Raw genomic sequence first — 15,311 nt, forward strand, 5'->3', positions numbered from 1 at the left:
AAATTAGCCCCATATTGCTTCACAGCCTGTCATTTCCTGATAAACTAGTAGCTCTTCAACACCTAGCCAGTATCCGCTCTCATATGAAAAATACTAAGTTATCTGAAAGGCAATTTTGGTTGCAAAGACTTGGAAAAACCTCACTTAGAGCGATACACATTTTGGGGATAACAGGAGCCGGTGGTGGTATTTTGTTGGGCGTGGCCCAAGAAGAGTGGCTCGTCTATTGGTGCATGGCCATGACAACTGGCTCACTGCTCATGTTATGGGAAATAGTCAGAGATTGGCGCTGGCTAATCCAGTTGAAAGGCGTACTAACCTTAGTAAAATTAGGGTTATTGACCCTTTTCATTCCTTTCGCCAGCTACAAGCCTGAGCTGTTAATCACAGTGTTACTACTCTCTGTTGTCGTCTCACATGGCCCGGCAAGCTTAAGGCACTTTTCAATAATTCATGGGCGAAGAATCGATGCAAGAAAAGAAGTTAAAGGTTGAATTTTCCTCTAGGCTAATCACCGAAAACCAAGAGTTAAACCTGCTAGATAAGAGTGAGGTCTTAGATCTCGCCTGTGGTAGTGGCCGTAATGGGCTCTGGTTTGCCGATAAAGGCCATAGAGTCACCTTTATTGACAAGTCATTGGCTAATCTCTGTATGCCTTCAGAGCCTCAGGCAGATTCGATGCCAACAGAGCACACCTATCTGGCATGGGACTTGGAAGATGGTTCGGCGCCAGAGCTAGCGCAAAACAAATATGACCTAGTCTTAGTTTTCAACTATTTACATAGGCCTCTTTTTCCACAGATTGCAGCCACAGTAAAACCTGGCGGCTTGATCGTTTATGAAACCTTCATCGATAAACAGGCTGAAATAGGACGACCGAGAAACCCAAAGTTCCTGTTGAAATCCAATGAACTCAAAAATGAATTTGAAAAATGGACTCTTCTGCATTATTTTGAGGGAGAAGTCATGAGTGATTTGAACCTCAGTTACAAGGCACAATTGATCGCCCGCAAGCCTAGTTGCTAATCTAGAATAAAGTTAAGCTAAAATTAAAGTAAGACATTAGTTAAAAGCTAGAATTGAAATTAAACCATTAAATATGGCTAGAAAAGAACAGCAAGAAGAATAAACAGCCAGTAAAGCAGGCTCAATATTACAAGGAAGGCAGACTATGGTACTAAATTCAGAACAGTCTCGGCATATCGCCCCACCCATGCTTACCGGACTCATGGTCTTATGGGCTCTCTTAAGCCGACTCCTTTTCAGCGACACCCATTTTTCACTCAGTCACGCCGTCAGCTTCTACCCCGTCTTACTATTATTTCCAGTGGTTGTGATACTTCACGGACACTTGATATGGCAGGCTCGCGGAATGGAGCGACTAGATCAAGCCGTCTACGCCTTGATTCACTCACTACTCTCATTCGTGGTTTGGACTTTTTCGTTAATGCACGTCAACGGCAACAGCTTCTCATAAGGGAATTGTCTTAAAGTTAAACTATTTAGCTTGATTTGACTCTGTTGTGCTCTTTGTAAATAGCCCCTTTATAAAAATGACAAAAAAAAGGTGTAATCAAAATGAAAACACCTATGTCTAAAAGGGGAGATGACTATATTTTTATCTACTTATTGTCCAGGCTTGCAAACATACGTAGTTAGGCTCAGTAGCATGCAAATGGATATACGCTAATAAAAATATATTTATATTACATCTAATTCGACAAATTTCACTTCAAATCTAATCAAACAAAATAGTATATATTTTTTTTACAACTGGATACCACTGCAAGGAAATGGTTCACAACCTGACATAGGAGAAATAACAATTGAACCGGAATCAAGACCTGACTTTTCATTAAGTAAACTACGTTGGTATTCTTGCATTCTCTCTTGTTCTTTTTTTATTTCAATTTGTTTATCTTTTAAATTGTCGCTATCCGAACCCGGTGTAGCAAAAACAGAAAAGCAAACTAAAAACAAGGAGCATGCCTTAGCCGCATTAGACAGGTTAGATAACAATTTATCTTCTTTTAAATTTTTCATTTTCAACCCTTAATTAAGAATATTTAATAACAATTACTTATAATTTTACTTATAATTTGCAGATTAACCCAGAACAATAAAAGACTAATAATAACCATAGTACAATTACTAATAATGATAGGCATTTGATATGGACCAGATATCAAAAAACATATTAAAAATATTAACTGTGGTAAAACCCAGGGTAAAGTTTTTGTAAAACAGTCTTTTAACAATTTACTGGGTTAACCTGCACTAACAAAATTACAGCCTCACAATAATCAAGTCATAATAATAAAGTGATGAAAACATGATTAACCTAAAAAACAATGAGTTACAGGTCGGCCTTACTAAAGACAATCTTAACAATATCGACATTAGATTGCTCTGAAGCGACTAAGAAAACATTCCCATGCTCATCTACAGAGATAGAATTACCAATAATATTATTATTATCCAACTTTACAGTTTGTTTACTATAATCAACTAGGTTTATTCGTTCGATATAGTTAACACCTTCAACATAAACTAAATTGTACAGGTAATTTTTAACTATCATCCAAGACATGTTTGTCCTTACGGTAAAGTCATCAATCAGTAACTTTTCTTCCCCCCTTCTAATACCCACAAACCTTGGCTGTGCCGAGTAAAATAAAACCTTCCCGTAGAAGAATAGCGTCCAAATTCTCCTCCATCGGCTAATGTTCGTATTGACTTTCCCGTTAGTACATCTATTAAATCTATGGATGATTTACCAAGCATGTCGACTGATGCAACAAAATGCGCTTTATCTACCCCCAAGATACATTGTAAACCTCAACATTCTCATCCACATCTATGTATTCTAGAACTTGAGTTTGTATATTATAAGTAAATGGTTTATTCCCCTGACGCCCTAATAAAAACTCACTATCAAATGAAAAACTAATATCTCTAATAAATTGAATATCTTCGAATGCATCTAATTGAACTTCACTGCCACTTTCAGATTTAAACCAAAGTTTAGCCATTCCAGTTCTATCAGATTCAAACACCATTTTTTTGCCATCAGGACTTATTACCCCCCTAATATTTGAACTATTGGATGAAATAAAGACACTTTTATCTTTAGTTACTGCGAAGACACCATTGGTAGATTCGTCTGCATCAAAGGGGGTTTTAAAACGCAAAATTTCTGTTTTAACAAATGTTCCTAGTACAGCAACAACATCACCAGAAGAGTTTGAAACAGGTGACATGATAGGTTGCATTATATTTGTAAATTGCTCATGGCTGCTTTTGTCTATGTTATAACTCGCAAGGTTCCCATCATTTGTTTTATAAATAATAGAACCACTATCACCGGACCAGCCTACTGAGTGTAAAAGAGAATCGACTTTAAATAGATCTATCCAGCTACCAGTATTCAAAGAGAGCAACATAATCTGACTTTGATACCATCTTACATTCCTTATTACCGCCAAATCATTCCCATTTGGAGACAAACTTATAGAGTAATCCCCTCGTCCTATGGGGTAGGGCAGGCTCAATTGTTTTTTATTAAGCCCAGATAAACTCACTGAGAAAACCATTTTTTGACTCAGGTAATCTAACTGATGGCTCTCATCAATATAAAATATACCATTACCATTTATTTTCCATTCGATACTTGTTGATTGCATTTGATTTTTACAATCAATAATTTTTTCCCTATTGCCAAACATCCCATCAATAATATCAACTCTGTTGATTTGACACTCACCTGACTTATTAAACGATAAATACGCAAGTTGGGAGCCATCAGGGCTAAATGATGAGTAACCTTGGCTATCAAAAGGGTCGTTAAGATAGTTGACTTCACCATTGTCAATTCTCATTAGCCCCAACCGCCAGTACTTTTCCCCATACTCTCTTTGAGAAAAAGCCAATAACTTTCCATCATCAGACAAGTCCGGATTAAATTCTTGACCATCGAAATAGGTTAACCGTTTCAGCTTTACATCATGAAAAATAGATCTAGTTTGCTGAGGCAATGATAGATACTTAAAGGCAAGCCAAGTAGAGACAACTATCAAGCCTGATAACAAGAGTACAAATTTTCCTGAATGCGTATACAAGAAAGAAAAAACGTTTTTCTTTAGTGAGTTAGCATCGGCACCTTCCCTTACACCAATGAGACTTCCAGCTACAACCTCTTCAGTAAACTTCTCTTTTCTAGAAATAGCTTTAACTAAAGTAACTTCAGAAATCAGCACATAACCCACTTTGGGCAATGTCTTAATAAAGCTAGGAGACTTTGCATTATCACCAAGTTGATTGCGCAACAAACCTATAATGCGATTTATAGCATTATCTGAAACCTCTCCCCCTGACCACACCTCTTCTAATAACATCTCCCTACTAACAGGCTCATCAGCATGCTTAATGAGACACAGCAATACCTGCATCGCTCTAAGCTCTACTTTGAGTAAAATTCCATCTTTTAAAATCGTACATTGGCTAGGGTCTATTAACCTGTCAGCCAAGCGATATCTAGGTTGAGTTATCATTAAGTACCAGTTAATTAATCAATGATTTGGAAGAGGTTTATATTAGAAAACATTGAAATTAGAGCAATATACACTGATGAAATCAATAGTGCTCAAATATAATTACGGTTGTTAAACTGAAGGAAAGTTTGACTAAGATAACATTTACCTTGCTTCTGCTATCATGTAGAAGGTATCTTTGCCTCGAATTCATGTTTTGGCTGTTTAAATGTCCGATTTTATTTACTGCCCACCTACTGATCCCTGGCTCGACATCATCTATCAAGATAAAGATATTTTGGTCGTAAATAAACCTTCAGGACTCCTTTCTGTACCAGGTCGAGCGCCTGAACATAGAGATAGCGTCTATAGTCGTGTCTTAGACGAGCACCCCAATGCCCAAATAGTTCACAGATTAGACATGGCGACATCGGGTGTGATCGTTGTCGCACTTAGGAGAAATGCTGAAAAAGAGTTAAAGAGGCAGTTCAGAGAACGAGAAACCAAGAAGACATATTATGCACGAGTTGCGGGGTATATAAAGGAACAGAAAGGCAGTGTAGGTCTGCCCTTAATCTGTGACTGGCCCAACCGACCTAAACAAAAAGTAGATCATGAAATTGGCAAGCCATCTTTAACTCATTTTGAAGTAATCAGCTACGCTAGACACTCAACTTTAGTCAAATTAACCCCAATAACGGGTCGTTCTCATCAATTGAGAGTACATATGATGGCCATAGGCCACCCTATACTCGGTGATAACTTCTATGCTGATCCTTTAGCTAAGCGCTTAGCAAGTCGCTTACTACTGCACGCACAAGAGCTCACTATCAAACAGCCATATTCAAGTAAAGAGCTTACTTTTAACTGCGAAGTACCTTTTATGACTGCTGAAAATAACCAGTAGAGGTTTAAGGTTTAAGCAGCGAATACGGGGGCCTCCCCCCTATCTTATGAGTTTCACATCACATACTTCTCTTACAGTGGCATATGACAACCAGACTTACTTTTTATCCATTGTCACTCGTTACCAATCTCTATATTTACTGATTTGATATCAATCACACCTTATTAATAGAATTTCATCATAATTAAAGGTAAGTTATTCATCATTAGTTATTACTTTAAGAATTTCATTATGGAAACATCATTTCAACGAGACCAACTCGATAATCAAATTTTATCTGCATTGATGAAAGAAGCTAGAACGCCATTTGCAGAGCTGGCTAAACGTTTCAACGTCAGCGCAGGTACCATTCACGTTCGCGTCGAAAAGATGAAACAAGCAGGGATCATCACAGGCGCCCAGATAACTGTAAATCCTAAAGCTCTTGGCTACGATGTCTGCTGCTTTATTGGTATCAACTTAAAGAGTGCTGGTGATTACCCCGCTGCGATATCTAAGTTAAACGAACTAGAAGAGGTGGTAGAAGCCTATTACACCACAGGAAATTACAGCGTTTTTGTAAAGGTTATGTGCCAATCCATCGACGGATTACAGCATGTGCTCATTAATCGCATTCAATCCATAGATGAAATTCAATCAACCGAAACATTAATTAGCTTACAAAACCCCATCACAAGGGCTGTTAAACCATAGATTAAATATAAATAAGTTATTTCGTCTATTAAGTAGACTAAAAAATGTAAATTACAACTTTTACCTCTGCACCTGTTAATTATATGAAACTTTTGTGTTACAAAGTACACAGCTCTAACAAAAGAGCAACAAAATAACAAAATAACAAAAGCATAATTATAAAATTTTGCACAGTACCCAAGTGTTGTGCCTTCAGTTGACAAGGAAGAAGTTGTGAAAACAAAACTATCGATAGCAATAACAGCAGCACTCGTATCGAGTGCTGCTGTGGCAAGCGATTCATATACTGCAAATCAGTTTTCTCCAGAATTAACTTCTGTAGATAATTATAAAAAATCTCAGGTCTCTAATTCGGTGGTTTCATCGCCACAACGGTTTATCGTTGAGCTAGAATCACCGGCGATAGCTAAATACCAAGGTGGTATACAAAGTTTTGCTGCAACAGCACCAGCTAAAAAAGGTCAACGTGTTGATACTCAATCTGCACCAGCTATAAATTATGCGAGTCATCTACAAAGTCAGCAACAAGCCTTTAGATCTTCTCTATCCCAAATAGCCCCTAACGCTAAAGTTGAACGTAACTTTAAAACTCTATTTAACGGTGTAACCCTTGTCGGACAAGGATTATCACTCGATAAACTTGCAGCAATGCCTGGTGTAAAATCTGTTTACCCAGAAACCATGTATGAAACCAACATGGATGCATCACATGAAATCATCAATAGCGCAGCTATGTGGGAAGCAGTATCAGGCATGGATAATGCGGGTAAAGATATTCGTGTAGCTGTTATTGATACTGGTATTCGCCCTGAAAACCCTATGTTCTCCGGTGAAGGGTTTGCTAAACCTACAGCTAATATGCCTACAGACGATTACTGCTCAAGTGTCGATACTAGTTTCTGTAATGACAAGCTGATTGTCGCTCGTTGGTCTCAGCCTACATTTGAAGTTTGCGCCGATGAGCACATGAGTCCACTTGGATACGGTGGCCATGGTTCACACGTAGCAGGTACCTCTGTTGGTAACAAGATCAGTACGACTTATAAAGATATTGAAGTTGAATTATCAGGCGTAGCACCAGCAGCCTACCTTATGGTCTATAAGGCACTTTTCACCAAGGCAGATTGTTCTGGTGGCAGTGGTTCTAACATCATGTTGATGGAAGCATTGGAGCACGCCGTAAATGACGGCGCTGATGTAATCAACAACTCATGGGGTGGGGGTGCAGGCGGCGATCCAGCTAACAGCCCGTACAAAACCATGTATGAAGCTGCCGAAGCCGCTGGCGTTGTAGTCGTTACCGCCGCTGGTAATGACGGTAATGGCGCACAAACTATCGGATGTCCAGCATGTATCGAGTCAGGAATTACTGTCGCTAACAGTACCACAGGTCGCTTCTTCGCAAACAGCTTTACAATGGGTGGTGATGAATTGCTCGCCATCGAAGCCAACAACGAGTTGCTAACTGAGGACATCACCTTACCTGTTATTGCAGCAGTGAACATCGATGCTGAAAACTTTGAAGGCTGTACTGCATTCCCGGCAGATTCCTTTAAAGATGGTATTGCACTCATTTCACGTGGTGCATGTGCCTTTAGTGATAAAGCTGCGAATGCTGAAGCTGCCGGTGCTAAAGCGATCGTAGTCTACAACAGTAAGCCAGGGGCCCCCATCAGCATGTATATGCCTGATGCTACACTTCCTGGTGTGATGATCTCTGATGCCGATGGCGCAGCCGTTATCGAAGGGTTAGAAGAGGGAGTTTCTTGTACTATTGGTTCAACAGTTAAGCGTATCGCCAACTCGACTTTAGCCGACCTTATCAATGTCTCCAGCTCGCGTGGTCCAAACGGAAATCAAAATATCCTTAAGCCAGATCTAGCGGCGCCTGGAACTTCGATACTTTCCGCCACCTCTCCCGATGAAGATGGCACTGACTTTACCACTATGACGGGTACCAGTATGGCCAGCCCTCATGTCGCTGGTGCGGCAGCTCTGATGAGCCAGTTGCATCCTGAGTGGAGTGCTAATGATATCAAGACAGCATTAACATCTACTTCTCATATGGGGGGATACTCGATGATGATGCTGAAACGGATGCCAACCCATTTGCTATGGGCGCAGGCCGTATGGATCTTGATGCTGCAGCTAAAGCAATATTAACGTTTGATAAGCCATCAGTTGCTTCAGACTCTTGTGTAGGCCCATGTACTTTCACACGTACTGTCTACAACAAAAGTGAAGAAACAACTTCTTGGTCTCTGTCTGCATCTGCTGACAGTGCAGGTATCAGCGTGTCACCCACTAGCCTTGAATTAGAAGCAGGCGCATCTGCAGAGTTCACCGTAACAGTAGACTCTACTTTTACCGAATATGGCTCTTGGATCTTCGGTAATGTCATGATCAAGAGCGATGAAGGTAAGCAAGATGCACATCTTCCATTAGCCATCATGGCTAAGGAATCTAGTGATTCTTCACTCATCTCCGCAATCACAACCAAAACAGACATCAAAGCAAGTGATGAATTCCCGATCAAAGCGATTGTGAATAACACCTTGTTTAAAAATACTGTAACAGTGACAGCACAGGCACCAGAAGGCACAAAGTTAACATCTAAAGATGATGTTGTCGTTTCAATGAACGGAGCAACACAAAATGGCTTCGAAGTTGACGAAAAAAATGGCCGCATCACTTGGGTCGGTAAACTAGACCTTCCACAAATTAGTTCGGTAAAAGGAACTGGTGCGAGCCCAAGTATTTTCGACTTAGGTATCGAATACGTTCCAGCATGTGACGAAGGGTGTGATGAAAAAGCTTTCACCTTTAGTACTCCTGAATATAAATATAATGGTGCGACTTATGACAGCATCACCATTTCAGATAATGGTATTGTCATTGTTGGCGGCGGAACAACTTCAGGAAGTTGGAACAATAAAGAGCTTCCAGATTCGGCTAACCCCAATAATATCTTAGCGCCATTTTGGACTGACTATGATCTAACAGATGGTACACCCGGCGATACTGGTGGTGGTCAACTAGGTATTCAGTTTGCAGAAGCTGGAGACGATACCTGGATTGTGGTGGAATGGAATAAAGCTCAGGTTTATGCCGATACATCGGGTGATGCGTACACCTTCAGCGTGTGGATTAAAGCAGGTGAAGAAGAAGATATCTGGTTCAACTACCATGATATTCCAAACATGCCTGAAAAAGTAACCATCGGTGCCGAGAACATAGGTGGTTCAGTCGGTACGACTTATCATTACAATGGTGAGGGCGGATCAGTTGTAACCAATGACTTTGTTCAACTACAAAGTACAGCTTCCGGTAGTGTAGAAATTGACTACATGGTGAAGGCGACCGAATTTAACTCAGGTCAAACTGACAATGTTTCTGTAGATGAAGAGGAGACTCTTAAGTTTAATGTGCTAGATAATGACACAAAAGATCAAAAAGTAGCTCGCGTTTCCATTTCTGGAGATGGGATGACCGCTGATGCACAGCGCATTATTGATATTGCGCCATCAGGCTCTCTAGGAAAAGTGATGCTTGTTGACGAACCTTCCAACGGTGAAGTATCAATAAAAGAAGATGGAAGCGTCGAATATACACCAGAAGATGATTTCTTCGGTACTGACAAATTCAGCTACACTGCTGAAGATGCAGACGGGAATACTGGTAAAGCTACGGATGTGGTTGTGACAGTCAACAACATCAATGATGCACCGACTGTATCTCCAACAGGTATGACAAGTACTGAAGGTTTCGCAGTTAAAGCATCTGCCAACGGCAATGATGTTGATGGCGATGCTCTTACCTATACCTGGACTCAGACAGCAGGAACCTCCGTCGAGTTTAGCAATGGCGGTGAAAGCATCACCTTTAGTGCTCCAACAGGCGATCATGAATTCGTCTTCTCTGTAGTAGCATCTGACGGCGAGCTTGACAGTGTAGCAGGTTCGGCAACTATCATAGTGAATGCACCAGATAACTCTTCAGGTGGTTCTCTAGGTTGGTTAACTATGCTTCTTCTTCCATTTGCAGGCCTACGTCGTCGTAAGCGCTAAGCAATGGTTTAACAAGCTATAAATGAGAAGGGAGCCAAATAGGCTCCCTTCTTTTTATCCGTTATTCCATGTTTAAAAAAGAACGACTGTCTCAATCAGCTATATTTCAAACACCTTGGTCATCACCTTATAAAGCTCAGTGCCTTGATAAACCGATGCCGAGGCAAAGTGCAGGATAGGTACACAATCTTTATTTATACTGAGTGGGGTTATGGTCTTATCGGTTCCATAAAGGTCGAGTCTCAGAATATTCGCTAATGGTTCTCCCTGTTTCAAAGGCTCACCGATTTCAGCCAGATACTCGACCATGCCGCCGAGAGGCGAATGATACTTCTTATAGTCTTGCAGATGACAGGCATATCTTTTCATCCTAGCAGGAACAATCTTCTGTTCGATGACGCCACGCTCACTCAGATAAGCCAAGATACCTTTAGCATCGACTAGGGCATCTTCGAGATTTATCTTCTCTTGAGAACCAAGCTCTAAGGTAAAGGCTGAGACTGGTACCTTCAAATCCCTCCCCGCTAATTTCATATGCTCGGTGAGCTGCCACCAGGGGCAGAAGATAGATTCATCCATGGCGCCACCAAAATCATTGGGAATGAACAAGGTATAAGGGATGGAGAAGAAAGATGCCGCCTTAGCATCGTATTCAGGACAATAGAGATGTTTACAAGACTTAGGCCCAGTATGGAGATCTAACACAATATCAGCTTGATGCGCCATCACTTGCAAATTGACCGCCTGCTGGTGTCCGGTAGTGATGCCCCATTCGCTGTTTAAGCGTTGATAACAGGCTTCAATCAACATGGCCCTGTATTGAGCGATCAAGTCAGCATCACTAAGAGCATCATGAGCCTTATACCAAGCTGCCACATCCACTTTATGATCTAGGTATTCTCTATTCCAATTCACACCTGTGATAGGATCGAAACGGCCCAGGGTGAACTCGCCACTTTTTTGATTAATCCCCAGCGGGTTGGCCAGAGGCACGAGTGTGATGTCGCCACATATGCTGTATTGCTCCAGCAATTTCATCAGCTGATAGATAACCGCATTGCCCTGCACCTCGGCGCCATGTACATTCGCCTGAATATAGACGCTAGGCCCCGTAGCGCTTTCGCACTCATAGCTAAATATGGGTATGGTGAGATCTTGGCCTGTGGCCAATTCACCTATCTTCAATGATGATTGGGTAAAACTCATATTCAATCCTTCACATCCTAGCCTCTCGATTCTAAAACCGAGAGCTTAAGACTTTTATCACTCAAACAAATTCTGGTGCAGCGCCCTGACCACCTGCGCAGCTTCCGACTCGGCGACTAAAACACACAAGTTGTGCGGGCTAGCACCCTGGCAAATCATACGCACGTTATGGGGTTCCAGCACTTCAAAAACACGGCGGCATACACCCGGAGTGGAAGCGATCTTATTGCCAACTATGGCTACCAGCGCCAGGCCTTCTTCGACTCGAACTCGGCAATGTTGCGATAACTCTTGCAACAGAGACTCACTGAGTAGGCCATTTCCAGCAGAGTCGGATCCCGTCTTATCTAAGGTCAGTGATACATTTACCTCAGAGGTTGTGATCAAGTCGACACTGATCTTATGTCTGGCTAAAGTTGCAAAAGTTTCGGCCAGAAAACCTTGGGCGTGGAGCATCTGCAGGCTATGCAGATTGAGTAATGTTTGATCCCGGCGAACAGTAACCGCTCGATAAACCGGAGCATCTTCAACTTGGTGACGGATCCAGGTGCCACCTCGCTCTGGCTCTCGGCTAGAACCGACAAAGACTTGAATTTTTTGTCTGACAGCAGGAAGAATGGTGGCAGGATGAAGCACCTTAGCACCAAATGTTGCCATCTCGGCGGCTTCATTGAAGCTAATCTCCGCAATAGGGCTGGCTTTAGGTGCGATGCGAGGGTCAGTGGTATAAATGCCGGCCACATCGGTCCAGATCTCAACGGCGGTCGCTTTCAAGGCCTCGGCTAACAAGGCGGCAGAGTAATCACTCCCCCACGGCCCAGAGTCGTCGTAGCTCCAGCATCATCGGCGCCAATAAAGCCCTGAGTCACTATGCGCTGCGATGATAACAGTGGAGCTAAATACTCTGCTGCTAACAGAGATATTGTCTCTATTTGTGGTTCGGCTCTACCAAAATGACTATCAGTGCGCATCACCTGACGCACATCGAATGCACTGGCCGCCTCCCCTTTCTCCCTTAGCACTGCGGCAAACAAAGCCGATGAACATTGCTCACCTTGAGCAAGCAGCTCATCTATCCTTGCCTTATTTCTATTTTTACTCAACTCTTCACTCAAAACAGAGATACGACTCAACACGGTATCTAGTCTTGCGGCAACCTCTTGTGGGCTACCAAGGGAATCTAAGATTTGATATTGAATGTGGGCTATCTGTTTAATGAGCTGCATTCTTCGCTCTTCACCTATCTGCTCTTGGGTCAGCTCCACCAGCAAGTTGGTGACACCACTCGAAGCACTTACCACCACAACACGGGTATTAGGATTAGCGAGAATTATATCGGCACAGCGACTCATGGCGGCATAATCGGCCACAGAGGTACCGCCAAATTTTGCGACAATAAGTGACATTACACAGCCTCCGCAGAATGCAGACACAGATAAGATTCATTTGAAAATAGATAAGGATATAAAACAAACATGATTACACTCCGAACTGACTTCGTTCGAAGAGCCTGGTGCAAAGATTACGCACCCCAGAGACGGGAAACAGCGATCACCACCAGAAGCTCTCCACCAATAAACAGGTGACAATCTAAGGGATTCAACCCTTTCGACCGACATAGAGTAATTCCAAATACTCGATATCTCGGCGCTAATCTCCCTCATAAGTCATCTGCAGAGTTTGGACTCTTTAGACTTACTACCTAGTTAACGCTCCTCTTCTGTACCTCACGCTCAGTCGACATTAATCAAAAAGAGAACAAGGAAAGAGAAAATTATCAAATTTTGGCTGACCAAGCAATGGAAAACCTCAACTATTGCTGAAAAAATTAGCAAATCTATGCTTATAGAATAGAGATGTATGAAATTTGAGAGTAGAAAGCTAAGTCATCTCGAACGAGATCGAACAGACAATATGACTTTAACAACTCAATTTATTCGACAATCACAGGGAAGTTAGTTCTCGATTTAAGCTAATAATCCAAATCTGGCAGCTCACTCACTAAGCTAACCCGCTTAGAGAAGTCGCCGATGATGAGCTCTTTTTGATGCTCAGTTTGAGAGAACAGACAGGGAACTAAGGCTAACTGGTTATTATCAACGAAATAGATAGCATTTTGCTTAAATTTCAATCCCAGATGCGCCGCGCTGAGCTTATCGATAGCGACTGCCCAGCTTTTTTCCATATGAGTGCGATCACGAGAAGCCCCCACAACGGCACGATAGGGTCTGTTAAATTTCTCTATCGCGAGCAGTAGTTGCCTATCTAAGAGTCGATTTTGACAAGAGGTGAGGATCTGACCCTTAGGGTTATGGGCCGTGATAATTGCAAAAGATAACTGAGAAGATAACGTTTGGGTAAACAGAAATTCAGTTTCTTGATAGTACTGCCACAATCGCTTATTTGACTCTATCATCTTGACCATATCCCTCAATTTGATTGAAATTATTATAGCAAATTTAGTATATCTTCATAGAGGCGTGATGTAGATCACTAAAAGTAATTTTTCAAGACACTTAAATATCAATAGGTTAACAATAAAAGTGTGACACAGATCAAATCCACAAGGAAATTTGTTAACATTTCATTTGTTAACAATTGCCTAAAACGAGTACAATAGATCCAGTCGGTTGGTTCTGCATCATTTATTAGTATGATGCATTTGGTTAAAAGTGGAACTGGCATAGAACTTAAAGCCAACCAGATTTCTGTATAAAATGCGACCAGTGCTTAGTTTCGCATTTAAACTTCATAAATATTTATTAATGTAGGGAACTAACCCTACTATTGTTTATCGAAGTGAATACAGTTCGCGTTCCCATTTATTGAGATACGCATACTTTACTAATCAAAGAAGTGTGTTGCTGTTTCAGCCAATTTGAAAGCACCTATCGTAGATCAGTAAGCGTCAGCATGACAAGATCGAGCGTATTTAGCACTGATAACACACGCTCATGGTTAGAATAGATTTGAACACATTAGGTAAATTAATATGCAAAACCCGCACATTCTGATTGTTGAAGATGAAGCCGTTACCCGTAACACGCTAAGAAGTATTTTTGAAGCTGAAGGATATGTGGTAACTGAAGCCAATGATGGCGCAGAGATGCATAAAGCCATGCAGGAAAATAAGATCAACTTGGTTGTTATGGATATCAACCTTCCTGGCAAAAACGGTCTTCTGTTAGCACGTGAACTTCGTGAAATAAACAATATCGGTCTAATCTTCCTAACGGGCCGAGATAATGAAGTTGACAAAATATTAGGGCTTGAAATTGGTGCAGATGATTACATCACTAAGCCATTCAACCCACGTGAACTGACTATTCGTGCTCGCAACCTATTGACTCGCGTCAATAGCACAGGTGCAGAAGCCGAAGATAAGAACAGTGTTGAGTTCTACCGTTTCAACGGTTGGAGCCTTGAAATCAACAGCCGTTCTTTGGTTAGCCCACAAGGTGAACCATACAAGCTGCCACGTAGTGAATTCCGCGCTATGCTGCACTTTGTTGAGAACCCAGGTAAGATCCTTAGCCGTGCCGACCTTCTAATGAAGATGACAGGCCGCGAGCTTAAGCCACATGACCGTACCGTTGACGTAACGATTCGTCGTATCCGTAAGCATTTCGAAAGCTTGCCAGATACGCCAGAAATCATCGCCACGATTCACGGTGAAGGTTATCGTTTCTGCGGTAACTTAGAAGAAGCATAAAGCTAACGCTTTATACTTGTTCAATAAAAACCAGCCCAAGGGCTGGTTTTTTTATATATGGACTTCCTATAACTGAAAAGTTATCCCCGCTGGCCACGGACGACCAAAGAGGGGGGGTTTATGTCTGGAACAGAGCGGTAAGCTGTAAGTTCCAAGACAGGGCTAAGAAAGCTTCGAGTTTTAAGCTATAAGGCCCA

General features: G+C 41.7%; 11 protein-coding genes, 2 pseudogenes and 1 riboswitch. Of the genes and pseudogenes, 7 read left to right on the forward strand and 6 right to left on the reverse strand.

Annotation, left to right across the window (positions count from 1 at the left end; translation table 11 throughout):
* The first annotated feature begins 83 nt into the window (after positions 1–83).
* The 3 genes from FM037_RS23495 (at position 84) to FM037_RS23505 (ending at position 1,477) form a co-directional block, all read left to right on the forward strand.
* Positions 84–494 carry a hypothetical protein gene (locus FM037_RS23495; RefSeq protein ID WP_144048001.1) on the forward strand — a complete coding sequence of 137 codons (411 nt, stop codon included), beginning with the start codon at positions 84–86 and terminating at the stop codon, positions 492–494.
* Positions 469–1,026, forward strand: a complete 558-nt coding sequence (locus FM037_RS23500; RefSeq protein ID WP_144048002.1) for a class I SAM-dependent methyltransferase — start codon at positions 469–471, stop codon at positions 1,024–1,026. Before FM037_RS23495 ends, FM037_RS23500 begins: the two co-directional genes overlap by 26 nt.
* Positions 1,027–1,171: 145 nt before the next feature.
* A complete protein-coding gene (locus FM037_RS23505; protein WP_144048003.1) occupies positions 1,172–1,477 on the forward strand; it encodes a hypothetical protein in 306 nt (101 codons plus the stop codon).
* A 290-nt stretch (positions 1,478–1,767) separates the two neighbouring features.
* Here the strand turns inward: FM037_RS23505 and FM037_RS23510 are convergent, their stop codons facing one another.
* The 3 genes from FM037_RS23510 to FM037_RS23515 all read right to left on the reverse strand — a co-directional run bounded on the left by FM037_RS23510 (position 1,768) and on the right by FM037_RS23515 (position 4,550).
* Complete coding sequence (locus FM037_RS23510; RefSeq protein ID WP_144048004.1) at positions 1,768–2,043, reverse strand: hypothetical protein; 276 nt, start codon at positions 2,041–2,043, stop codon at positions 1,768–1,770.
* A gap of 313 nt (positions 2,044–2,356) precedes the next feature.
* The gene (locus tag FM037_RS29780) at positions 2,357–2,590 is read right to left on the reverse strand and encodes an SBBP repeat-containing protein (RefSeq protein ID WP_229380995.1); all 234 of its coding nucleotides are present in this window, start codon (positions 2,588–2,590) and stop codon (positions 2,357–2,359) included.
* A 223-nt stretch (positions 2,591–2,813) separates the two neighbouring features.
* Positions 2,814–4,550, reverse strand: coding sequence for a winged helix-turn-helix domain-containing protein (locus FM037_RS23515; RefSeq protein ID WP_229380996.1), 1,737 nt, complete (start codon positions 4,548–4,550; stop codon positions 2,814–2,816).
* A 208-nt stretch (positions 4,551–4,758) separates the two neighbouring features.
* Between FM037_RS23515 and rluA the strand changes: the two genes are divergently transcribed.
* The 3 genes and pseudogenes from rluA (at position 4,759) to FM037_RS30215 (ending at position 10,196) form a co-directional block, all read left to right on the forward strand.
* Positions 4,759–5,436, forward strand: a complete 678-nt coding sequence (gene rluA / locus FM037_RS23520; RefSeq protein ID WP_144048005.1) for a bifunctional tRNA pseudouridine(32) synthase/23S rRNA pseudouridine(746) synthase RluA — start codon at positions 4,759–4,761, stop codon at positions 5,434–5,436.
* A gap of 231 nt (positions 5,437–5,667) precedes the next feature.
* Positions 5,668–6,129: a transcriptional regulator AsnC gene (gene asnC / locus FM037_RS23525; protein ID WP_077754866.1), complete on the forward strand. Its 462-nt coding sequence runs from the start codon at positions 5,668–5,670 to the stop codon at positions 6,127–6,129.
* A 213-nt stretch (positions 6,130–6,342) separates the two neighbouring features.
* Positions 6,343–10,196, forward strand: a pseudogene (locus FM037_RS30215) (S8 family serine peptidase).
* Positions 10,197–10,295: 99 nt separating this feature from the next.
* Here the strand turns inward: FM037_RS30215 and FM037_RS23535 are convergent.
* The 3 genes and pseudogenes from FM037_RS23535 to FM037_RS23545 form a co-directional block, all read right to left on the reverse strand.
* On the reverse strand, positions 10,296–11,402 hold the full coding sequence (locus FM037_RS23535) for a succinylglutamate desuccinylase/aspartoacylase family protein (protein ID WP_144048006.1): 1,107 nt from the start codon (positions 11,400–11,402) through the stop codon (positions 10,296–10,298).
* 57 nt (positions 11,403–11,459) lie between these two features.
* Positions 11,460–12,808 (reverse strand): annotated as a pseudogene (gene lysC / locus FM037_RS23540) (lysine-sensitive aspartokinase 3).
* 147 nt (positions 12,809–12,955) lie between these two features.
* A riboswitch (Lysine riboswitch) is annotated at positions 12,956–13,130 on the reverse strand.
* Positions 13,131–13,374: 244 nt separating this feature from the next.
* Positions 13,375–13,818 (reverse strand): DUF3293 domain-containing protein, encoded by a 444-nt coding sequence (locus FM037_RS23545; protein WP_144048007.1) that lies wholly within the window; start codon positions 13,816–13,818, stop codon positions 13,375–13,377.
* Between the two features lie 576 nt (positions 13,819–14,394).
* Between FM037_RS23545 and arcA the strand changes: the two genes are divergently transcribed.
* Entirely contained in the window at positions 14,395–15,114 is a 720-nt protein-coding gene (arcA, locus tag FM037_RS23550; protein WP_144048008.1) for a two-component system response regulator ArcA, read from the forward strand.
* The last annotated feature ends 197 nt before the right edge of the window (positions 15,115–15,311 follow it).

Origin of the sequence: Shewanella psychropiezotolerans, assembly GCF_007197555.1 — a bacterium.
Taxonomy (GTDB): domain Bacteria; phylum Pseudomonadota; class Gammaproteobacteria; order Enterobacterales; family Shewanellaceae; genus Shewanella; species Shewanella psychropiezotolerans.

Coding starts and splice junctions, on each gene's coding strand:
- FM037_RS23495 (WP_144048001.1), top strand. CDS start 84: ATGAAAAATACTAAGTTATCTGAAAGGCAATTTTGGTTGCAAAGACTT.
- FM037_RS23500 (WP_144048002.1), top strand. CDS start 469: ATGCAAGAAAAGAAGTTAAAGGTTGAATTTTCCTCTAGGCTAATCACC.
- FM037_RS23505 (WP_144048003.1), top strand. CDS start 1,172: ATGGTACTAAATTCAGAACAGTCTCGGCATATCGCCCCACCCATGCTT.
- FM037_RS23510 (WP_144048004.1), bottom strand. CDS start 2,043: ATGAAAAATTTAAAAGAAGATAAATTGTTATCTAACCTGTCTAATGCG.
- FM037_RS29780 (WP_229380995.1), bottom strand. CDS start 2,590: ATGTCTTGGATGATAGTTAAAAATTACCTGTACAATTTAGTTTATGTT.
- FM037_RS23515 (WP_229380996.1), bottom strand. CDS start 4,550: ATGATAACTCAACCTAGATATCGCTTGGCTGACAGGTTAATAGACCCT.
- rluA (WP_144048005.1), top strand. CDS start 4,759: ATGTCCGATTTTATTTACTGCCCACCTACTGATCCCTGGCTCGACATC.
- asnC (WP_077754866.1), top strand. CDS start 5,668: ATGGAAACATCATTTCAACGAGACCAACTCGATAATCAAATTTTATCT.
- FM037_RS23535 (WP_144048006.1), bottom strand. CDS start 11,402: ATGAGTTTTACCCAATCATCATTGAAGATAGGTGAATTGGCCACAGGC.
- FM037_RS23545 (WP_144048007.1), bottom strand. CDS start 13,818: ATGATAGAGTCAAATAAGCGATTGTGGCAGTACTATCAAGAAACTGAA.
- arcA (WP_144048008.1), top strand. CDS start 14,395: ATGCAAAACCCGCACATTCTGATTGTTGAAGATGAAGCCGTTACCCGT.